We start from the raw sequence: 21,158 nt of genomic DNA, 5'->3' as shown, positions 1-21,158 counted from the left end.
ACCTAACCGGTGTGAAGGAAGGGGCCCGGATGGCACGCGCGGCCGCACGGATGGGAACGGCGCCGAGGATCCTGCTGATGGCCGGAGGCGCCGTGAGTGTCGTCCTCGGCATCCTCGTGGCCGTCCTCTGGCACAGCCCGATCGTCGAAGCGACGGGCGTGCCCGAGCTGGTGGGCTTCGTCGTCTTCCGCGGGACGGAGGCCGCCCTGCTCTGGGGCGGTGCGTGGCTCTGCGTGCGGGGATGGAACGGCGGACCCGCCCCCGCGGAGGGCTAGCGCCCCCCTGGGCGGGCCCACGCCGCAACGGCGCCGCGGGGCCCGCTCAGGCCTCCGTGGAGAGCCCCGCCGCGGCCAGCAGGTACGCCGTCATCGGCTCGTAGTAGCGCGGATCCACCACGTGGTCGTCCATCGGGACCGCCACCTGCAGCGTGCCCTCCGCCTCCGCGAGGAACAGCGCCGGGTCGTTGGAGTCCGCGTAGCCCACCGCGTCGATGCCGCGCTGCGCCGCGCAGCCCGCCCAGCCGTGGTCGGCGACGACCAGGTCCGGCAGCGGGCGGCCCTCCCGCAGCAGGCCGTCGAGGATGGCGGCCATCGGGTTGGGGGAGTGCGTGTGCCAGAGCGTCGCCCCGCCCTCGTACACCGCCACGTCCGCGAACTGCACCACGCAGCCCTCGTCCGCGCCCAGCCCGCCCGGGATCCGGACGACCTCGCAGCCCGCGGCGCGCATCGCCGCGGCGGTCGCGCGGTGCACGTCCAGCAGGGCGCCCGGGTGGCCGGTCGCGAAGAGCACCCGCTGCCGGCTCTCCGCCGCCTTGCGCAGCACGTTCGCCATGCGGTCCAGGGCGTCGGCGGTCAGCTCGGGGTCGATGTGGTCCTGGCCGGCCCGGTGGTTGAGGTCGTCGCTGACGCCGCAGCGCTCCGCCATGACGGCGAGGACGTCCTGCTCGTCCGTCCAGCGGTTGCCCAGCTCCAGGCCGAGCCAGTAGCGGCGGTCACCGTTCGCGAGCTTGCGGTAGTGGTCGAGGTTGTTCTCGCGCGGGGTCGCCACGGCGCCGGCGATGCGCGTACGGACGAGGTGGTCGATCAGTTCGCTGCGGGTCGGTGTCGGCATGCCGATCATTGTCTCCCCCGATCACTGCGGTGCTGGACGCGGTGTCCATATGGAGGGCCCGGATCCACTGATACGTACATGTGCGGATTCCGCCGCCCTGCCTACCCTCGGGTACGTCCACCGCAGCCGCCCCGACGTTGGTTCGACCGTAACGCGTCCGTGATTCGAGAGGCTCCCAGCATGAGCACCCCCGCCCCCCGTGAACCGCGCGGCCCCGTCGACTCCTCCCGCATCCCGCGCTACGCGGGCCCCGCGACCTTCGCGCGCCTGCCGCGCCTGGACGAGGTCGGCACGGCGGACGTGGCCGTCGTCGGCGTGCCCTTCGACACCGGCGTCTCCTACCGGCCGGGCGCCCGCTTCGGCGGCAACGCCATCCGCGAGGCCTCCCGCCTGCTGCGCCCGTACAACCCGGCGCAGGACGCCTCGCCCTTCGCCCTCGCGCAGGTCGCCGACGCCGGCGACATCGCCGCGAACCCGTTCAACATCGACGAGGCCGTCGAGACGATCGAGGGCGCCGCGGACGACCTCCTCGGCACCGGCGCCCGCATGATGACCCTGGGCGGCGACCACACCATCGCCCTGCCCCTGCTGCGCTCGGTCGCCAAGAAGCACGGCCCCGTCGCCCTGCTGCACTTCGACGCGCACCTCGACACCTGGGACACGTACTTCGGCGCCGAGTACACCCACGGCACGCCGTTCCGCCGGGCCGTCGAGGAGGGCATCCTCGACACCGAGGCGCTGTCCCACGTCGGCACGCGCGGCCCGCTGTACGGCAAGAAGGACCTGACGGACGACGAGAAGATGGGCTTCGGCATCGTCACCTCGGCCGACGTCATGCGCCGCGGCGTCGACGAGATCGCCGACCAGCTGCGCCAGCGCGTCGGCGACCGCCCGCTGTACATCTCCATCGACATCGACGTCCTGGACCCGGCCCACGCCCCCGGCACCGGCACCCCGGAGGCCGGCGGCCTGACCTCCCGCGAGCTGCTGGAGATCATCCGCGGCCTGTCGTCCTGCAACCTGGTCTCCGCGGACCTGGTCGAGGTCGCCCCGGCCTACGACCACGCCGAGATCACGTCGGTGGCCGCGTCCCACGCGGCGTACGAGCTGACGACGATCATGTCGCGGCAGATCGCCGCCTCGCGCGGCTGACGCCACCCCTTCCCGGAGCGCCGGGCGGGCCGGGAGACCGGCCCGCCCGGCGCTTCCGCGTTCCGGGGGCCGGCCGGGTACGGGCCCCGCGTACGGCCGCGTCAAAGGTGCGTCAGCCCGGCCCCGCCGCCCGACAAGGCCGCGTAAGGATCCGGTGACGGGCCGTGCCCGGACGGTTGGCTGGGGTGATCACGAGCTGATCACCTTCCCGACCGCCCACCTCCGTCGAAGGCCACCCCGTTGTCGCTGCACCTGCTCCCCGAACAGGACGTCGCCGCCCCCAGCCCCGCCCCGCCCGCGCCCGGGCGGAAACGGCACCGGCGGGTGGCCGGCGGCGCCGTCGACCTCCGCCAGCTGGCGGCCTCCGTCCCGGACGCCTTCCGCAAATTGCACCCCCGGGTCATGGTCAAGCACCCGGTGCTGTTCGTGGTCGAGGCCGGCTCCGTCCTCACCACCCTCTCCGCGGTCCTCGACCCGTCCGCCTTCACCTGGCTCATCAGCGTCTGGCTGTGGCTGACCGTGCTCTTCGCCAACCTGGCCGAGGCCGTCGCCGAGGGCCGCGGCAAGGCCCAGGCCGAGACGCTGCGCCGCACCCGCGACACCACCGTCGCCCGCCGGCTGCGCTCGTGGCGGGTCGGCATGGACCGGCGCGACTGGTACGAGGAGCGCGTCGTCGCCGCGGACCTGCGCCCGCAGGACTTCGTCGTCGTGGAGGCGGGCGGGACCGTCCCGGGCGACGGCGAGGTCGTCGAGGGCGTCGCCTCGGTGGACGAGTCGGCCATCACCGGCGAGTCCGCACCGGTCATCCGCGAGGCCGGCGGCGACCGCTCGGGCGTCACCGGCGGGACGACGGTGCTCTCCGACCGGATCGTCGTCCGCATCACCTCGCGCCCCGGCCACACCTTCCTCGACCGCATGATCGCCCTGGTCGAGGGCACCAGCCGGCAGAAGACGCCCAACGAGCTTGCCCTCAACATCCTGCTCGCCTCCCTGACGGTGATCTTCATCCTGGCGGTGGTGTCGCTGCAGCCCATGGCGGGCTGGGCCGGCGCCCCGCAGACCATCACCGTCCTCGTCGCACTTCTCGTCACTCTCATCCCCACGACCATCGGCGCCCTCCTGTCGGCGATCGGCATCGCGGGCATGGACCGCCTCGTGCAGCGCAACGTCCTCGCCCTGTCCGGGCGTGCCGTGGAGGCCGCCGGGGACGTCAACACGCTCCTCCTGGACAAGACCGGGACCATCACCCTGGGCAATCGCCGGGCGGCCGCCTTCGTGCCCGTCAAGGGCATCCCGCACGAGCTGCTGGCCGACGCCGCCCAGCTCGCCTCCCTGGCCGACGAGACGCCCGAGGGCCGCTCCATCGTCGACCTCGCCCGGCAGTACGGGATCCATCACGGCGACGGGGAGTTCGCGCACGGCCGCTTCGTGCCGTTCTCCGCGCAGACGCGGATGAGCGGGGCGGACTTCGCCTACGACGGGGAGTTCTGCCGCATCCGCAAGGGCGCCGGCAGCGCGATCGCGCAGTGGGTGACCCGGCGCGGCGGCGAGGTCCCCGCCGAGGCCTCCTGGATCGCGGAGTCCATCGCGGCCGGCGGCGGCACCCCGCTGCTCGTCGCCCTGGAGGACGCCGACGGCTGCCGGGTCCTCGGCGCCGTCCACCTCAAGGACGTCGTCAAGCCCGGCATCGCCGAGCGCTTCGCCGAACTGCGCGCCATGGGCATCAGGACCGTCATGGTCACCGGCGACAACCCGCTCACCGCCAAGGCCATCGCCGCCGAGGCGGGCGTGGACGACTACATCGCCGAGGCGACCCCCGAGCACAAGCTCGCCCGCATCCGCGAGGAGCAGGCCGGCGGCAAGCTCGTGGCGATGACGGGCGACGGCACGAACGACGCCCCGGCGCTGGCGCAGGCGGACGTGGGCGTGGCCATGAACACCGGCACCTCGGCCGCCAAGGAGGCCGGGAACATGGTGGACCTGGACTCCAACCCCACCAAGCTCATCGAGATCGTCGAGATCGGCAAGCAGCTGCTCATCACCCGCGGCGCGCTCACCACCTTCTCCATCTGCAACGACGTCGCCAAGTACTTCGCGATCGTCCCGGCCATGTTCGGCGGCGTGGCCGGCTACGAGGGCCTGGAGAAGCTCAACGTCATGGGCCTGCACAGCCCGACCTCGGCCATCGCCTCCGCGATCATCTTCAACGCCCTGGTCATCATCGCCCTGATCCCCCTCGCCCTGCGCGGCGTCCGCTACGCCCCCTCCAGCGCCCACGCCCTGCTGCGCCGCAACCTCGGCCTGTACGGGATGGGCGGACTGATCGCGCCCTTCGCCGGCATCAAACTCATCGACCTGCTGCTGCAGTTCATGCCGGGCCTGTGACGGGCGGGCGGAGCCGTCGTACGGCGTTTCTCCGTTTCTGCGTTTCCCCGTATTCCCCGTACGTTCGCGCGAATCAATTTCCCCACCGCCCCGGGCGATCTACGGTGGGCGCAGCCGTCGTTCACCGCCGCCTCAGGAGGCCCGCCCCGTGCGTACCCGATCCGCGCTCGCCGCCGCCGCTGCCGCGCTGGCCGCGGCCACGTGCCTGACCCCGGCGACCGCCGCCGCGGCGCCCCGGCAGCCGTACGAGCACGCGCCCGCGCGGGCGTGCTCGCCCTCCGTGCGGATCGACGGCTTCTCCGACGCCCTGGACAAGACGACGTTCCAGGGGGCGTTCGTGGGCAACCTCTCGGCGCTCGCGGCCGACGGGGACGGCACCGTCGCCGCGCTCTCCGACCGCTCCCAGATGTTCTCCCTCGACGTGCGGCAGAAGGGCCTCGGGGCCCCGTCCGCGACGCCCGTGCGGGTCGTGGACCTCGCCGACGAGAAGGGCGGCCCGCTCGACTCCGAGGGCCTGGTCGTCGACCGCGACGGCACCCGCCTGGTGACCTCCGAGACCGAGCCCTCCGTGCGCCGCTACGACAAGGACGGCAAGCTGCTGGGCCGGCTCCCGGTGCCCGCCGCGCTGCAGGTGGCCCCGGCCGGGCGCGCCACGGCCAACCAGACCTTCGAGGGGCTGACGCTGCAGCCCGGCGGGCGCACGCTGATCGCCTCCATGGAGCAGTCCCTGACCGGTGACGGGCCGGACGCCGCCGGCAGACCGCTGGTGCGCCTGCAGAGCTGGCAGCGGCACGGCCGGCAGGAGTTCGCCCTCGGCCCGCAGTACGCTTACCCGGTCGACAAGGGCCTCGGCGTCGCCGAGATCACCGCGGCGGGCGACGGCCGCCTCCTCGTCCTGGAGCGCGGCTTCACGGCGGGCGTCGGCAACACCGTACGGCTCTACCTCGCGGACCCGCGCCGCGCGAGCGACGTCACCGCCGTCACGAACCTGCCGGGCGGTGCCGGCACCCGGCCCGCCGGCAAGACGCTCCTCGCCGACCTCGGCGCGTGCCCGTCCCTCGGCGCGACCGCGCGGCAGCCCCAGCGGAACCCCCTCCTCGACAACATCGAGGGCCTCGTCGTCACGAAGCGGACCGGAGGGGCCCTCCGTCTGCTGCTGGTGAGCGACGACAACCAGAACCCTGCGCAGATCACCCGCCTCTACTCGCTCACAGTGCGCCTGCCGCGGCCGTAGGGCGGGCGCACACCCCGGCCTCCCGCCCGTCCCTTGTTGCGGCGGGATGAAATCCGCAGCCCAGGGCGTTGGGCCCTCCGTCAGCAGGACGAGAGCGGCAGCGCAGGAGGCTCGGGTGGCAGCGGCGAAGGACACGACAGGTCAAGGATGGGCCAGGCGGCTCGCCGGCTACTGCTGGCGCTACCGCACCGCGGTGCTCCTCGCCCTCGGCTCCTCGCTCGCCGGCATGGCCGTCATGGCGCTCGTGCCCCTCATACCCAAGCTGATCATCGACGACGTGATCGGCTCCCACCAGCGCCCCCTGGCCCCCTGGGCCGCGCTCCTCATAGCCGCCGCCGTAGTCGTCTACGGCCTGACGTACGTCCGCCGCTACTACGGCGGCCGGCTCGCCCTCGACGTCCAGCACGACCTGCGGACCGAGATGCACGCCGCGATCACCCGGCTCGACGGGCGCCGCCAGGACGAGCTGTCCACCGGACAGGTCGTCGGCCGCGCCACCAGCGACCTCCAGCTCATCCAGAGCCTGCTCTTCATGCTGCCGATGATGATCGGCAACCTCATGCTCTTCGCCATCTCGCTCGTCGTGATGGTGGCCCTCTCCCCGCTCCTGACCGTCGTCGCCCTGGCCGTCGCCCCCGCGCTGTGGATCCTCGCCAAGCACAGCCGCACCCGGCTCTTCCCCGCCACCTGGTACGCCCAGGGGCAGGCCGCGGCCGTCGCGGGAGTCGTGGACGGCGCCGTCACCGGCGTGCGCGTCGTCAAGGGCTTCGGCCAGGAGGAGCAGGAGACCGCCAAGCTCCGCGAGGTGAGCCGCAGGCTCTTCGCCGGCCGCCTGCGCACCGTGCGCCTCAACTCCCGCTACACCCCGGCCCTCCAGGCCGTCCCCGCCCTCGGCCAGGTCGCCATGCTCGCCCTCGGCGGCTGGATGGCCACCCGCGGCCAGATCACCCTCGGCACGTTCGTCGCCTTCTCGACCTACCTCGCGCAGCTCGTCGGCCCCGTGCGGATGCTCACCATGGTCCTCACCGTCGGCCAGCAGGCCCGCGCCGGCGTCGAGCGCGTCCTCGAACTCGTCGACACCGAGCCGGTCGTCCAGGAGCGCCCGGACGCCCATGAGCTGCCCGCGGACGCCCCCGCCACGGTCGAGTTCGACAAGGTCTCCTTCGGCTACGATCCCGCCCGGTCCGTCCTCGACGGCTTCTCCCTGCGCATCGAGCCCGGCGAGACCGTGGCCGTCGTCGGCGCCTCCGGCAGCGGCAAGTCCACCGTCTCCCTGCTGCTGCCGCGCTTCTACGACGTCACCGGCGGCACCGTGCGCGTCGGCGGCCACGACGTCCGCGACCTCACCCTGACCTCCCTGCGCGCCGCCATCGGCCTCGTGCCCGAGGACAGCTTCCTGTTCTCCGACACCATCCGCGAGAACATCGCCTACGGGCACCCGGACGCCACCGACGAGCAGATCCGCGCCGCCGCGCGGGCCGCCCAGGCGGACGGCTTCATCAGCGAACTCCCCGACGGCTACGACACCGCCGTCGGCGAGCAGGGCCTGACCCTCTCCGGCGGCCAGCGCCAGCGCGTCGCCCTCGCCCGCGCGATCCTCACCGACCCGCGCCTGCTCCTCCTGGACGACGCGACGTCCGCGGTCGACGCGCGCGTGGAACACGAGATCCACGAGGCGCTGCGCGGCGTCATGGCGGGCCGCACGACCCTGCTCATCGCCCACCGCGCGTCGACGCTGGCGCTCGCCGACCGGATCGCCGTGCTGGACGGCGGCCGGCTGGTGGACGTCGGCACGGCGGAGGAGCTGGAGGAGCGCTGCGAGCGGTACCGCGCGCTGCTGACCGATCCCGGAGAGCTCGCGGGCGTCGTGAAGGACCCGGCCGGCCAGGCGCCGCACACGGAGGAGGGGGCGCCCGCCGCGGCCGCGCCCTCCCGCCTGACCGCAAGCCACCCGCACCCTGTGGTCAACGGCGTCACTCCCGCCCTGTGGGTGCGCAAGGACGAGCCCTCCGGCCCCGCCGACGGCGTCACCGGCATGCCCGCCACCCCCGAACTGCTCGCCAAGGTGGCCGCGCTGCCGCCCGCGGACGACACCCCGGACGTGGACGAGGAGCGGGCCGCGCGCCCCGAGGAGGCGTACGGGCTGCGGCAGCTCCTGCGCGGCTTCGGCGCGCCGCTCGTCCTCAGCCTGCTGCTCGTGGCCGTCGACGCCGTCGCCGGCCTGCTGCTGCCCGTCCTGATCCGGCACGGCATCGACAAGGGCGTCCAGCAGCTCGCCCTGGGAGCCGTCTGGGCGGCCTCGGGGCTGGCCCTGCTCGTCGTCGTGGTCCAGTGGGCCGCCCAGGTCGCGGAGACCCGGCTGACCGGCCGCACGGGCGAGCGCATCCTCTACGCGCTGCGCGTGAAGATCTTCGCCCAGCTGCAGCGGCTGGGACTCGACTACTACGAGCGCGAGCTCACCGGCAAGATCATGACGCGGATGACGACGGACGTGGACGCCCTGTCGACGTTCCTGCAGACCGGCCTGGTCACCGCCGTCGTCTCCGTCCTCACCTTCTTCGGCATCCTCGTCGCCCTCCTCGTCATCGACGTCGAACTGGCCCTCGTGGTCTTCGCGACGCTGCCGCTGCTGGTCGCCGGCACCGTCGTCTTCCGCCGGCAGAGCGTCAAGGCGTACGAGCTGGCGCGCGAGCGCGTCGGGCTCGTCAACGCCGACCTGCAGGAGAGCGTCGCGGGCCTGCGCATCGTGCAGGCGTTCCGGCGCGAGGAGGCGGGCGCCCGGCGGTTCGCGGAGCGCAGCCGGTCCTACCGGCAGGCGCGGGTGCGCGGCCAGTGGCTGATATCGGTCTACTTCCCGTTCGTGCAGCTGCTGTCGTCCGTGGCCGCCGCCGCGGTCCTGATCGTGGGCGCCGGCCGGGTGGGCGACGGCACGCTGACCGCGGGCGCGCTGGTGGCCTACCTGCTCTACATCGACCTGTTCTTCGCCCCCGTCCAGCAGCTGTCGCAGGTCTTCGACGGCTACCAGCAGGCCACCGTCTCGCTGGGCCGGGTGCAGGGCCTGCTGCGCGAGCCGACGACCACGCCCGTGGCGGAGCGGCCGCGCGAGGTGCGGGAGCTCAGCGGCGAGATCGTCTTCGACGACGTCGCCTTCCACTACGGCGACGGCGAGCACGCCCTGTCCGGCGTCCGGCTGACGATCCCGGCCGGCCAGACCGTCGCGTTCGTCGGCGAGACCGGCGCCGGCAAGTCGACCCTGGTCAAGCTGGTGGCGCGGTTCTACGACCCGACGAGCGGCGCCGTCCTCGTGGACGGGCACGACCTGCGCGAGCTCGACCCCACCGGCTACCGGCACCGGCTCGGCGTCGTCCCGCAGGAGCCGTACCTCTTCCCCGGCACGGTGCGCGACGCCATCGCCTACGGCCGCCCGGACGCCACCGACGCCGAGGTGGAGGCCGCGGCGCGGGCGGTCGGCGCGCACGACATGGTCGCCACGCTCGACGGCGGCTATCTGCACGAGGTCACCGAGCGCGGCCGCAACCTCTCCGCCGGCCAGCGCCAGCTGATCGCCCTGGCCCGCGCCGAGCTCGTCGACCCGGACGTCCTGCTGCTCGACGAGGCCACGGCCGCGCTCGACCTCGCCACGGAGGCGCTGGTCAACCAGGCCACGGAGCGGCTGGCCGGGCGCCGCACGACGCTCGTGGTCGCCCACCGGCTGACCACGGCGGCCCGCGCGGACCGCGTGGTGGTCCTCGACCACGGCCGCGTCGCCGAGGACGGCACCCACGCCGAGCTGCTGGCCCGGGAGGGCCGCTACGCGGAGCTGTGGCGGACGTTCACGGGCGAAGCGGTGCCGGCGTAGGCCACGGGGGCTCCCCGCCCGGTACGTTGGCGCCGAAAGGCCTCGGGCAAGGCGCTTCGTACCGAGCGGGGGACCCCATGCGCAAGCTCACGTACTTCATCGCCACCACCATCGACGGCTTCATCGCCGGCCCGGGCGACGAGTTCGGGTTCATGATGTCGATCCTGGACGACGCGTACGTCGCCGCGCTGGTCGAGAGCTACCCCGACACGGTCTCCGCGCGCGGCCGCGAGGCCGTCGGACTCGGCCCGGACAACCGGGACTTCGACACCGTGCTGATGGGCCGCAACACCTACGAGCCCGGCCTGTCGATCGGCATGACCAGCCCGTACCCGCACCTGCGGCAGTACGTCGTCTCGAAGTCCCTCACGAGCAGCCCCGACCCCGCGGTCACCGTCTACGCCGGCGACGTGGTGGAGCTGGTCCGCGGCCTCAAGCGGGAGGAGGGCAAGGGGATCTGGCTGTGCGGCGGGGCGAGCCTCGCGGGACAGCTGCGCGAGGAGATCGACGAGATCGTCCTCAAGATCAACCCGTTCGTGGCGGGGAAGGGCATCCCCCTCTTCGCGTCGGAGTTCGCCCCGGAGCTCTACGAGCTCAAGGGGACCCGCACGTTCGGCAACGGCGTCGTCATGGTGACGTACGTCAAGCGCACCGGCTGAGCGCGGCCCGCTCCCGCAGGGCGGTCACTCCCGGCCCGGGCCGCGCGGCGTCGTAGGCGGCCCGGGCCCGCTCCACGGTCTCCTGGTGGCGCTCGTGCCAGCCCTCGATGGCGGCGAGCGGCCCGGTGAGGCTCCGCCCGAGCTCGGTCAGCCCGTAGGCCACGCGCACGACGGGCTGTTCGTCCTCGACCGTCCGGTGCACGAGCCCGTCCCGCTCCAGCCCGCGCAGCGTCTGCGTCAGCACCTTGCGGCTCACCGGGCGCATCCGGCGCTCCAGCTCGCCGAAGTAGGCCGGGCCGCCGTCGAGCAGGCTGAGCGTGAGGGCCGACCAGCGGTCGCCGAGCCGGTCGAGGAGGGGGCGGCAGGGGCACAGATCTTCCACGGAGGAGGCAACCGGCCGGGGCCGGGGCGTATTCCCGGGCCGGTGACGCGGCAGTCCGCGGGGCGGTCACGCGGCAGCCCCCGGGGCGGTTACCTGGAAGTTCCGTCTGGCCGGTGCCGGGAGCGGCGCACAGCATGGTTCGGCGGCCGAGCAGCCGCCAACAGTCGTCGTCACCTCCCCCTGCACAGGAGCAGCACATGTCCACGCCCCCGGCCCGTATGCGGGCAGTCGTCCAGGACCGCTTCGGCGGCCCCGAGGTCCTGCGCCTCGCCGAGGTCGAGCGCCCCGAACCGGGCCCGACGGAGATCCTCGTCCGGGTGCGCGCCGCGGGCGTCAACCCGGTGGACGTCAAGACGCGGGCCGGCGAGGGCATCGCCGGCTGGCTCGGCGACCCGCCGTTCACGCTCGGCTGGGACGTCTCCGGGGTGGTGGAGGCGGTGGGCTTCGGCGCCACGCTGTTCCGGCCGGGGGACGAGGTGTACGGCATGCCGCGCTTCCCGCACGTGGGCGCGGCCTTCGCCGAGTACGTCACCGCGCCGTCCCGGCACTTCGCGCGCAAGCCGGCGGGCCTGTCCCACGCGGAGGCCGCGGCGCTGCCGCTGGCCGCGCTGACCGCCTGGCAGATCCTCGTCGACACGGCGGACGTGCGGCCGGGACAGCGGGTGCTGGTGCACGCGGCGGCGGGCGGCGTCGGCCACCTCGCCGTGCAGATCGCCAAGTCCCGCGGCGCGTACGTGATCGGCACGTCCGGCCCCGCGAAGGCGGACTTCGTCCGCTCCCTCGGCGCCGACGAGGTCCTCGACCACACCGCCGTCCGCTTCGAGGACCACGTGCGCGACGCGGACCTGGTGGTGGACTCGATCGGCACCCCCGCCCACCAGCTCCGCTCACTGGCCGCCCTGCGGCCCGGCGGCCTGCTGGTCGCGGTCCCCTCGGGCGTGGACCCGGAGGCGGCCCGGCTGGCCGGGGAGCGGGGCGTCCGGGCCACGGGCATCCTCGTGGAGCCCGACCGCGCGGCCCTGGAGGCGATCACCGCCCTGGTGGAGTCCGGGGAGCTGAGGGTGGAGGTGTCGGCCGAACTCCCGCTCGCCGCGGCGGCGGAGGCCCACGCGCTGGTGGAGACGGGACGCACGCGCGGCAAGGTGGTCCTGACGCTCGGCTGACGGAAAGGGGCTGGTGCGCCGGTCGGCCCCCCGGTAGGTTCGCGGCGGACTTTGCGAACCCAGGGGAGGGTGAGTGCGTAAGGCATTCAGATGGCTGCTGGCCCTGACGGTGCTCGCGGGCACCGTCGGCGCCGGCGGCACCGCGACAGCAGCGTCGGGCACCGAGCCGGACATCAAGGAACGCGTCCTCAAGATTCCGGGGATGAAGCTGGTCGAGGAGAAGCCCTACGAGGGCTACCGCTACCTCGTCCTGACCTATGACCAGCCCGTCGACCACCGGAATCCGGCCAAGGGAACGTTCCAGCAGCGCTTCACGCTGCTGCACAAGTCGACCGACCGGCCCACCGTCTTCTTCACCTCCGGCTACAACGTCAACACCAGCCCGGGCCGCAGCGAGCCGACCCGCATCGTCGACGGCAACCAGGTGTCGATGGAGTACCGGTTCTTCACCCCGTCGCGGCCGTCGCCCGCCGACTGGTCGAAGCTGGACATCTACCAGGCGGCCAGCGACCAGCACCGCCTCTATGCCGCCCTCAAGCCGCTCTACGGCAAGAACTGGCTGGCCACCGGCGGCAGTAAGGGCGGCATGACCGCCACGTACTACCGCCGCTTCTACCCGAACGACATGAACGGCACCGTCGCCTACGTCGCGCCCAACGACGTCGACAACGACGACGACTCGGCCTACGACCGGTTCTTCGCGAACGTCGGCGACCAGGCCTGCCGCAACCAGCTGAACTCGGTGCAGCGACAGGCGCTGCTGCGCCGCGGCGAGATCGTCACCCGCTACCAGAAGTGGGCCGACGAGAACGGCAAGACGTTCAAGGTCATCGGCAACGCCGACCGGGCCTACGAGAACGTCGTCCTCGACCTGGTGTACTCGTTCTGGCAGTACCACCTGCAGAGCGACTGCGCGACCGTGCCCGCCACGAACGCCTCCACCGACGAGCTGTACAAGTTCATCGACACCATCTCGGGCTTCGACGGCTACACCGACCAGGGCATGGAGCGCTTCACTCCGTACTACTACCAGGCGGGCACCGAGCTCGGCGCGCCCACCGTGAAGTACCCGCACCTCAAGGGCCTGTTGCGGTACCCGGACGCCGTCCAGCCGCGCGCCTACGTGCCGCGGGACATCCCGATGAAGTTCAAGCGCAACGCGATGGCGGACATCGACCGCTGGGTGCGCGAGGACAGCAAGCGGATGCTCTTCGTCTACGGGCAGAACGACCCGTGGAGCAGCGAGCCGTTCCGCCTCGGCAGGAACGCGGCCGCCCGTGACGACTACCGCTTCTACGCGCCCGGCGGCAACCACGGCTCCAACATCTCCCAGCTGGTCGCCGACGAGCGGGCCACGGCCACGGCCAAGGTCCTGCAGTGGGCGGGCGTCGCCCCGGCGGCGGTGGCGGAGGACGCCTCGCACGCCAAGCCGCTCGCCACGTACGACGCGAAGCTCGACAAGCCGGTCGTCGAGCCGCGGAAGGGCCTGCGGCCTTAAGGACACCGGCCGTGGCGGGGTGACCCGCCGCGGCCGGCGGGTCAGGACAGGCGGCGGGCGCACCCGACGGGTGCCCCGCCGCCCACTTGTACGTACAGGTCCGTCGAGGGCGGGCACTCCCGGCGCGCGCCGACCTCCGTCGTGACGCGGTACTCGGGGGCGCGGGGCCCCGAGCCGTCGCAGGCGGTCTCCTTCACCACCCCGTCCCGCTGGGCGTAGAGGCAGTCTCCGGTCACCGTCAGGGGCCCGCCGCCCATGCCCGGGTCGCCCGGGTGGGGCGGCTGGAGGTTGCGCATGCAGGCGTAGCCCTCGGGCGCACTGCTCTCCTCCGAGGTGCCCTGGTCGAGGGCGTTGATGTGCAGGACGAAGTCCGTCTCGGCGGGGCAGCGCGGGCCGCCGGAACGGGGGCCGTTGTAGCGGGCGAGGACCCGGGCGGCGGCCTCCGCGCTCCGGCAGGACACCTCGGTGAACGAACCCGCGGCGCGCCCCGCGCACTCCCCGCGGGCCAGGAACGCCGGATCGTGCCCGGGGCGGGCGTGGGCCCCGGCGGCCTCGGCGGCAGCGGCGGGCTGCCGGCCCGTGCGGCAGCCGGTCAGCGCCCCCGCCGTGCAGGCGGCGGTGAGCACGAGCGCGAGCAGCGCCGCCCGCGGCGCGCGTGGCCGCATGATGACCCCCGTCCCCCCCCGATGCGCTCCAGCCTGGCTCCCCGGGCCCGGCGCACACCAGACGTGCGGGGCGCGCGACACCGGTGGAAACGATGTGTGTGCGGGCGCGTTCCGCCGGGCGCACGCCGGGGTGCGCGCGCCTCGGACGCGCCCCGGCGGAGGTTTCTCCCGCGGCCCCGCCCGCCGCCGGCGCAGATGGAACAGGGGGCGCGCCGACGACGGCGTGCTGCCCGCCGCAGGCGGCGGAGAGGGAGGTCAGCAACCGGCCGGCGGCGCGGGCCGACACCGCTCTGCGGGGGGTACGACGGCAGCACGGCCCTTGGACGGGCGGCGCCCCGGAGCGGTTCCGCACCGGGGCGCGCGTCAGTCGTGCGCGCGCCGTTTCGCGCCGAGACCGGGCAGCCGGCGGGTCAGCAGCCGCGCGCGCGGCGCGAGCCGCCGGGCCATCGCGAACACCGACTCCGTGCGCGAGCGGTCGCTGTCGAGGACGGTGAAGAGGTTGACCCCGAGGTAGAAGGTGATCGCGGCGTTGGCGAGGTCGCGCGGCGGGGTGAGGCGGGCGAGCGGCGTCCCGCCGATGACCCGCTCCAGGGTCTGCTCGACGAAGGAGATCCACGGCTCCGCCCGGACCCGTATCTCCTCGCGCAGCTCCGGCTTGGCGACGGCCGCGGCGACGAGCTCGGAGAACAGCGTCAGGTGCCCGCCGTCGAGGTCGCTGCGGTAGACGCGGGTGCCCGCGTCCACCAGGTCCTCCAGCGTGCGGGCGCCCGCGACGGCCTCGGCGAGCAGCTCCATGCGCTCGGCGGAGGAGCGGTCGAGCGCGGCGAACAGCAGCGGGTCGACGCCCCCGAAGTGATAGAAGACCAGCGCCGAGTTGACGCCCGCCTCCTTGGCGATCGTCCGCGCGCTGGACTTGGCGTAGCCCTGCGTCCGCAGCACGGTGTCCGCAGCACGGATCAGCCGTTCCTTGGTGTCCACCGTCATGTGTGCAGCCCTCTCGCCGAGGCTGCATCATACGATTTAAACGAGTGATGCAAAGGTTCAGAACGTCCTCAGGGGCCACTGTTCGCGCAGCGTGCGGATGGTTTCGGTGATCGCCGGCCGGCGGGCTGCGCCGCTGCGCCACAGGGCGGAGAGCCGCCGCACCGGGACCGGGTCCAGCGGCACGGCCCGCACGCCCTCCGGCAGCGGGCCCCGCCCCAGGCGCGGCATGAGGGCGATGCCGAGGCCCGCGGCGACCAGCGCGATGTGGGTGTGGTTCTCGGCCGCCTGGTAGGCGAGGTCCGGCTCGTGCCCGGCGGCGCGCAGCGTGCGCACCAGCCAGTCGTGGCAGACGGTGCCCGGCGGCTGGCAGATCCAGCGGTGGTGCGGCAGGTCGCTCCGGTCGAGCATGGCCCGCCCGGCCAGCGGGTGCCCCTCCGGCACCAGGACGTCGCACCGGTCCTCGCCGATCAGCACCTGCTCCAGGCCCTCCGGAGGGGCCAGCGGGGCGATGTCCCAGTCGTGGACGACGGCGACGTCGATGACGCCCTGGGAGACCAGGTCGACCGAGAGGTGGGGATCGACCTCCAGCAGGCGGGCGTCCAGCGCCGGGTGGTCGCGCGTGAGGCGGGCGAGCACGCCCGGCATCAGGCCGCGCGCCGCCGACGGGAAGGCCCCGACGACCAGCCGGCCCGCCGGCTGCCCGCGCCGTTCCTCCAGCTCCGTCTCCGCCCGCTCGACCAGTGCCAGCAACTGCCGGGCCGTCGACGCCAGGTGCCGCCCCTCGTCGGTCAGCGCCACGCCCCGCCCGCGCCGTTCCAGCAGGGTCGTCCGCGTCTCCCGCTCCAGCTTGGTGACGGCCTGCGAGACGGCCGACGGGGTGTAGCCCAGGGCCACCGCCGCGGCACTCACCGAACCGTGCACCGACACGGCGTGCAGCGCCCGCAGGCGTGCCAGGTCCAGCACCGAACGCCCCCCTCTCGTTTCAGCGTTGCTGAATCCCATCATGAAGGAACCTGTGCTGGTGCTACAGGGTCGGGGCGGCGAGGCTTGCCGCATGCGTCCCCTGCACCTCTCCCTCGCCGTTCTCGTCGCCGCCGTCTGGGGCGTCAACTTCGTCGTCATCGACTTCGGCCTCGCCCACTTCCCGCCGCTGCTCTTCTCCGCCCTGCGCTTCCTCGCGGCAGCCGTCCCGGCCGTCCTCCTCGTCGGCCGGCCCCAGGTGCGGTGGCGCTGGATCGCCGCCGTCGGGCTCGTCCTGGGCGTCGGCAAGTTCGGGCTCCTGTTCACCGGGATGCACCTGGGGATGCCGGCCGGCCTGTCCTCGCTCGTCCTGCAGGCTCAGGCCGTCTTCACCGCCCTGTTCGCCACGGCCGTGCTCGGCGAACGCCTCGGCCGGACCCGGCTGCTGGGCATGGGCACCGCCGTCGCGGGCATCGCCGTGGCGGCCGTCGACGAAGGCACGTCCGGGCCGGTCCTCGGCTTCGCCCTCGTCGTGACCGCGGCGGCCCTGTGGGGCGTGTCGAACATCGTCACCCGCAAGGCGGCGCCGCCCGACGCGCTGAACTTCATGGTGTGGGTGAGCACCGTCCCCGTCCTGCCCCTCCTGCTGCTCTCGCTCCTCTTCGAGGGCCCGGAGGCGGACGCCGAGGCGCTGCGCTCCCTCGACTGGAGCGGCGCCGGGGCGATCCTCTTCGTCGCCTGGGTCTCCACCGTCCTCGGCTTCGGCGCCTGGGGCTTCCTGCTGCGCACCTACGACGCCTCGGCCGTCGCGCCCTTCAGCCTCCTGGTGCCCGTCTTCGGCATGTCCTCGGCGGCGCTCTTCCTCGGTGAGGGCGTGAGCCCGCTGCGCTGGGCCGCCGCGGTGCTGTTGGTGTCCGGGGTGGGCGTCACGGCGCTGGGCGGGCGGCGGCGAGCAGCCCGCGCAGGTACTCCGCGCCCGGCCCTGCCAGTTGCCCGAAGTCTGCCGCTTGCGGATGCCAGCGCTTCTCGTACTCCCAGCACAGCCAGCCGTCCCAGCCCGACGCGGTGAGCGCCCGGACGCAGTCGCCCAGCGGCAGCACCCCCGCCCCCAGCGGCAGCGGTGCCAGGTCCTCCGCCGAGGCGACGTCCTTCACCTGGACGTAGCCCAGGTGCGGGGCGAGCACCGGGAGGCTCACCGCGGGGGACTCGCCGCCCAGCCAGGTGTGCAGCACGTCCCACAGGGCGCCGACGTGGGAGTGCCCCACGGGCCCCAGGACCCTTGCTGCGTCCGCCGCCCGGCGGTGCGAGTCGTGCGTCTCCAGCAGCACGTGGACGCCCCGGTCCGCGGCCAGGGGCGCCACCGCCCCCAGCCGCCGGGCAGCCAGCGCGTCCGCCTCCTCCGCGGGCAGGCCGCCCCCGCCGGGGAACACCCGGACGTAGCGGGCCCCCAGATCGGCCGCCAGATGGACGAGCCCGCTCAGCTCGCCCAGCACGGCCGCGTCGTCACCGGCGGCGGCCACCCGCGCGTAACCCGCCACCGCAAGGATCTCCACGCCCGAGCCGGCGAACTCCGCGACCGCCGCCTCCCGCTCCCGCGGCCCGCGCCCGGGGTGCACGGGCTCCTCCGGGTGCGCCCGCAGCTCCACGCCGTCCCAGCCGTGCGCGCGGGCCAGCCGCACCACCTCCCACAGGGGCAGTCCGGGCACTCCGAGCGTGGAGAACGCGAGCTTCATGGGGAACGCGTTCCCCCGGGGCGGGCGGGAAATGCTCCCCGTACGGCAGAAGGGGGCACGCACGATGAGCGCACGCAGAACCCTGCGCATCGCCATGAACGGCGTCACGGGCCGCATGGGGCACCGCCAGCACCTGGTCCGCTCGGTCCTCGCCCTGCGGGAGCAGGGCGGCCTCGACCTCGGCGACGGCACGCGCCTGTGGCCGGAGCCCGTCCTCGTCGGCCGCAGCGAGGACCGCCTGAAGGAGCTCGCCGGACGCTACGGCCTCGACCGGTGGACCACCGCACTCGACACCGTCCTGTCCGACCCCTCCGTGGACGTCTACTTCGACGCCCAGGCCACCTCCGCCCGCGAACCCGCCCTGCGCAAGGCCATAGCCGCGGGCAAGCACGTGTACTGCGAGAAGCCGGTCGCCTGCGACTGGGGCGGGGCGCTGGACCTCGCCGGCCGCGCCGCGGCGGCCGGAGTGAAGAACGGTGTCGTCCAGGACAAGCTCTTCCTCCCCGGCATCCGCAAGCTCAAGCGGCTCCTCGACGGCGGCTTCTTCGGCCGCGTCCTGTCCGTACGGGGCGAGTTCGGCTACTGGGTCTTCGAAGGCGACTGGCAGCCCGCCCAGCGCCCGTCCTGGAACTACCGCGACCCGGACGCCGGCATCACCGCCGACATGTTCCCCCACTGGGAGTACGTCCTGCGGGAGCTCTTCGGCCCCGTGCGGAGCGTCCAGGCCCACGTCACCACCCACATCCCGCACCGCTGGGACGAGAGCGGCAAGCCCTACCGCGCGGCCGCCGACGACGCCGCCTACGCGATCATGGAGCTGGAGGGCGGCGTCGTCGCCCAGCTCAACTCCTCCTGGACGGTGCGCGTCCACCGCGACGAGCTGCTGGAGTTCCAGGTCGACGGCACCGAGGGCTCGGCCGTCGCCGGGCTGCGCCGCTGCCGCGCCCAGCACCGCTCCGCCACCCCCAAGCCCGTCTGGGACCCCGACGTCCCCGCGGACGACGACTTCCGCGCGCAGTGGCAGGAGGTCCCCGGCAACGAAGCCTTCGGCAACGCCTTCAAGGTCCAGTGGGAGCTGTTCCTGCGGCACGTCGTCCTGGACGAGCCCTGGCCCTACGACCTGCGTGCGGGCGCCCGCGGCGTCCGGCTCGCGACGCTGGCCCGGACATCGGCCCGGGAGGGCCGCCGGATGGCCTGGAGCGCCACGTGATCCGGCTGCCCGGCGCCGGCGGGCGGCTGCACCCGTACGAGCCCTCCGGGCGGTCCCTGGACCTCGCGCCCGGACCGCCGCCCGTCTCCCGCGCCGTCCTCGCCGCCGCCCACGTCGTCGCCGACCCGCTGGGGAACACCACCCCGTACGGCCCGGCCACGCTCGACTGGGACGCCACCCTGGCCTTCCGCCGCCATCTGTGGGCGCACGGCCTCGGCGTCGCCGAGGCGATGGACACGGCCCAGCGCGGCGCGGGCCTCGACTGGCCGGCCGCGGCCGAGCTGATCCGGCGCTCCGCGGCGGAGGCGAAGGCCGCCGGCGGCCGCATCGTCTGCGGGGCCGGCACCGACCAGCTCACGCCCCCGTACGGCACCCTGGCGGCCGTCACCGCCGCCTACGAGGAACAGCTGGCCCTCGTGGAGGAGGCGGGCGGCCAGGCCGTCCTGCTGGCCTCGCGGGCCCTCGCCGCCGTCGCGACGGGCCCGGACGACTACCGGGACGTCTACGACAGCCTGCTGCGGCAGAGCGCGCGGCCCGTGATCCTGCACTGGCTGGGTCCGGCCTTCGACCCCGCGCTGGAGGGCTACTGGGGCGGCACCGGCCCGGACGCCGCCGCGGGCACTCTCCTGGCCGTCGTCGCCGCCCGGCCGGACAAGGTCGACGGCGTCAAGGTGTCCCTGCTGGACGCTGAGCGCGAGCGCGACCTGCGCCGCCGGCTGCCCGCCGGGGTGCGCTGCTACACGGGCGACGACTTCCACTACCCGGAGCTCATCGAGGGCGGCGAGGACGGCCACAGCGACGCCCTGCTGGGCGTCTTCGACCCGCTGGCGCCCCTCGCCGCCCATGCGGTGCGGGCGCTCGACCGGGGCGACCGGGACCGCTTCCGCTCCCTCCTGGACCCCACCGTCGCGCTCGCCCGCCACCTCTTCGCACCGCCGACGCACTGCTACAAGACGGGGATCGTGCTGCTCGCGTGGCTCTCCGGGCACCAGGACCACTTCACCATGGCGGGAGGCGGGCACGCGGCGCGCTCCCTGCCGCACCTCGCGCGCGCGTACCGGCTGGCCGACGGCCTCGGGCTGTTCCCCGATCCCGGCCTCGCCGAGGCCCGGATGCGCCGGCTGCTGGCCGTCCACGGGGTGGAGCCGTGACCGGCCTCGCGCGCTTCAGCCTCAACCAGCAGACCGTGCGGCAGTGGTCCCTGCCGGAGCTGGCGGCGGGGTGCGCGGCGGCGGGGGTGCGGCACGTGGGGCTGTGGCGCGGGCCCGTGCAGGAGTACGGGGCGGCCGCCGCCGGTCGGCTCGTGCGGGCGCACGGACTGTCCGTCAGCAGCCTGTGCCGCGGAGGCTTCCTGACCTCCCCCGAGCCCGCGGCCCGGGCGGCCGCCCTCGCGGACAACCGGGCGGCCGTCCAGGAGGCCGCCGAGGCGGGGGCGCCCGTCCTCGTCCTCGTCGTGGGCGGACTGCCGCCGGGGACGGGCGGCCTGGAGGGCGCGCGCGAGCTGGTGGCGGAGGCGATCGACGTGCTCGCCCCGTACGCGGCCGGGCACGGCGTGCGGCTCGCGATCGAGCCGCTGCACCCCATGTACGCCTCCGACCGCAGCGTCGTCACGACGCTGCGTCAGGCCCTGGACCTGGCCGAGCGGTTCCCCGCCGACCGGGTCGGCGTCGTGGTCGACAGCTACCACCTGTGGTGGGACGACACCGTGGCCGGACAGCTCGCGCGGGCGGGGGAGGGCGGCCGGATCGCGGCCCTCCAGCTCGCCGACTGGGTCACGCCGCTGCCGGAAGGGGCGCTGCTCGGCCGCGGCCAGCTCGGCGACGGCTGCGTCGACCTCCGCTGGTTCTTCGAACAGGCCACCGCGGCGGGCTACCGGGGGCCGGTGGAGGCCGAAATCTTCAGCACGCGGCTGTGGGCCAGGGACGGAGCGGAAGTCCTCACCGAGACCCTGGAGCGTTACCGTCGGTATGTCCTCGCTCGACCCGGGGTAGCCGCCAACGCTGAAATCGCACATAGGGTAACGGAAAGATAACTCCTTGAAAGCGTTGCAACCCTTTGCGGCCGAGGCGGGTCGTACAAGGCATCGGGCTTCCTGGGGAGGGATCCGGGGGGATTCGGAGGAAGCCGGTTTTGGGGGGACACGAGGGGGCCCGGTCGTCGGACC

17 protein-coding genes and 1 pseudogene are annotated in these 21,158 nt (G+C 74.1%); 12 read left to right on the top strand and 6 right to left on the bottom strand.

What is annotated here, in order from left to right; all coding sequences use genetic code 11:
• Positions 1–29: 29 nt before the first annotated feature.
• Positions 30–275 carry a hypothetical protein gene (locus B7P34_RS24425; RefSeq protein WP_106679824.1) on the top strand — a complete coding sequence of 82 codons (246 nt, stop codon included), beginning with the start codon at positions 30–32 and terminating at the stop codon, positions 273–275.
• Positions 276–321: 46 nt separating this feature from the next.
• Here B7P34_RS24425 and B7P34_RS24420 read toward each other — a convergent pair whose 3' ends face one another.
• The gene (locus B7P34_RS24420; protein WP_106679841.1) at positions 322–1,110 is read right to left on the bottom strand and encodes a phosphatase; all 789 of its coding nucleotides are present in this window, start codon (positions 1,108–1,110) and stop codon (positions 322–324) included.
• Positions 1,111–1,290: 180 nt separating this feature from the next.
• Here B7P34_RS24420 and speB point away from each other — a divergent pair, with 180 nt between their 5' ends.
• The 5 genes from speB (at position 1,291) to B7P34_RS24395 (ending at position 10,399) form a co-directional block, all read left to right on the top strand.
• On the top strand, positions 1,291–2,262 hold the full coding sequence (gene speB / locus B7P34_RS24415) for an agmatinase (RefSeq protein WP_106679822.1): 972 nt from the start codon (positions 1,291–1,293) through the stop codon (positions 2,260–2,262).
• A 240-nt stretch (positions 2,263–2,502) separates the two neighbouring features.
• Positions 2,503–4,647 carry a potassium-transporting ATPase subunit KdpB gene (kdpB, locus tag B7P34_RS24410; protein WP_223268179.1) on the top strand — a complete coding sequence of 715 codons (2,145 nt, stop codon included), beginning with the start codon at positions 2,503–2,505 and terminating at the stop codon, positions 4,645–4,647.
• Positions 4,648–4,795: 148 nt separating this feature from the next.
• Positions 4,796–5,881 carry an esterase-like activity of phytase family protein gene (locus B7P34_RS24405; protein ID WP_106679821.1) on the top strand — a complete coding sequence of 362 codons (1,086 nt, stop codon included), beginning with the start codon at positions 4,796–4,798 and terminating at the stop codon, positions 5,879–5,881.
• Between the two features lie 115 nt (positions 5,882–5,996).
• The gene (locus B7P34_RS24400; protein ID WP_148668961.1) at positions 5,997–9,740 is read left to right on the top strand and encodes an ABC transporter ATP-binding protein; all 3,744 of its coding nucleotides are present in this window, start codon (positions 5,997–5,999) and stop codon (positions 9,738–9,740) included.
• Positions 9,741–9,817: 77 nt separating this feature from the next.
• Entirely contained in the window at positions 9,818–10,399 is a 582-nt protein-coding gene (locus B7P34_RS24395) for a dihydrofolate reductase family protein (protein WP_106679817.1), read from the top strand.
• Here the strand turns inward: B7P34_RS24395 and B7P34_RS24390 are convergent.
• Entirely contained in the window at positions 10,383–10,781 is a 399-nt protein-coding gene (locus tag B7P34_RS24390; RefSeq protein ID WP_189383021.1) for a winged helix-turn-helix transcriptional regulator, read from the bottom strand. The two genes, B7P34_RS24395 and B7P34_RS24390, sit on opposite strands and share 17 nt — an antisense overlap.
• Before the next feature lie 197 nt (positions 10,782–10,978).
• Here B7P34_RS24390 and B7P34_RS24385 point away from each other — a divergent pair, with 197 nt between their 5' ends.
• Together B7P34_RS24385 and B7P34_RS24380 are read left to right on the top strand one after the other, a co-directional pair.
• Complete coding sequence (locus tag B7P34_RS24385) at positions 10,979–11,944, top strand: NADP-dependent oxidoreductase (RefSeq protein ID WP_223268178.1); 966 nt, start codon at positions 10,979–10,981, stop codon at positions 11,942–11,944.
• Positions 11,945–12,017: 73 nt separating this feature from the next.
• Positions 12,018–13,442 carry a S28 family serine protease gene (locus B7P34_RS24380; protein WP_106679811.1) on the top strand — a complete coding sequence of 475 codons (1,425 nt, stop codon included), beginning with the start codon at positions 12,018–12,020 and terminating at the stop codon, positions 13,440–13,442.
• Between the two features lie 41 nt (positions 13,443–13,483).
• Here the strand turns inward: B7P34_RS24380 and B7P34_RS24375 are convergent, their stop codons facing one another.
• The 3 genes from B7P34_RS24375 to B7P34_RS24365 form a co-directional block, all read right to left on the bottom strand.
• Entirely contained in the window at positions 13,484–14,107 is a 624-nt protein-coding gene (locus B7P34_RS24375) for a hypothetical protein (RefSeq protein ID WP_106679808.1), read from the bottom strand.
• 363 nt (positions 14,108–14,470) lie between these two features.
• Entirely contained in the window at positions 14,471–15,091 is a 621-nt protein-coding gene (locus B7P34_RS24370; RefSeq protein WP_106679806.1) for a TetR/AcrR family transcriptional regulator, read from the bottom strand.
• A gap of 57 nt (positions 15,092–15,148) precedes the next feature.
• Complete coding sequence (locus B7P34_RS24365; RefSeq protein WP_106679804.1) at positions 15,149–16,054, bottom strand: LysR family transcriptional regulator; 906 nt, start codon at positions 16,052–16,054, stop codon at positions 15,149–15,151.
• Between the two features lie 91 nt (positions 16,055–16,145).
• On the opposite strand from B7P34_RS24365, the gene B7P34_RS24360 reads away from it, so the two are divergent.
• Positions 16,146–17,120, top strand: a complete 975-nt coding sequence (locus B7P34_RS24360) for an EamA family transporter (protein ID WP_106679802.1) — start codon at positions 16,146–16,148, stop codon at positions 17,118–17,120.
• Here B7P34_RS24360 and B7P34_RS24355 read toward each other — a convergent pair.
• Positions 17,110–17,784, bottom strand: a pseudogene (locus B7P34_RS24355) (sugar phosphate isomerase/epimerase family protein); the annotation flags it as partial. The gene B7P34_RS24360 and the pseudogene B7P34_RS24355 sit on opposite strands and share 11 nt — an antisense overlap.
• A gap of 64 nt (positions 17,785–17,848) precedes the next feature.
• Between B7P34_RS24355 and B7P34_RS24350 the strand changes: the two are divergent.
• The 3 genes from B7P34_RS24350 to B7P34_RS24340 are packed head-to-tail and all read left to right on the top strand — an operon-like array spanning position 17,849 to position 21,026.
• Positions 17,849–18,994 carry a Gfo/Idh/MocA family protein gene (locus B7P34_RS24350; RefSeq protein WP_106679837.1) on the top strand — a complete coding sequence of 382 codons (1,146 nt, stop codon included), beginning with the start codon at positions 17,849–17,851 and terminating at the stop codon, positions 18,992–18,994.
• Complete coding sequence (locus B7P34_RS24345; RefSeq protein WP_106679800.1) at positions 18,991–20,145, top strand: dihydrodipicolinate synthase family protein; 1,155 nt, start codon at positions 18,991–18,993, stop codon at positions 20,143–20,145. Before B7P34_RS24350 ends, B7P34_RS24345 begins: the two co-directional genes overlap by 4 nt.
• A complete protein-coding gene (locus tag B7P34_RS24340) occupies positions 20,142–21,026 on the top strand; it encodes a sugar phosphate isomerase/epimerase family protein (protein ID WP_106679798.1) in 885 nt (294 codons plus the stop codon). The genes B7P34_RS24345 and B7P34_RS24340 overlap by 4 nt, the downstream gene beginning before the upstream one ends.
• Positions 21,027–21,158 lie beyond the last annotated feature (132 nt).

The sequence above is a fragment of the Streptosporangium nondiastaticum genome (genome assembly GCF_003011965.1).
GTDB lineage: Bacteria > Actinomycetota > Actinomycetes > Streptomycetales > Streptomycetaceae > Streptomyces > Streptomyces nondiastaticus.
This window is presented reverse-complemented; position numbering and strand designations above follow the sequence as displayed.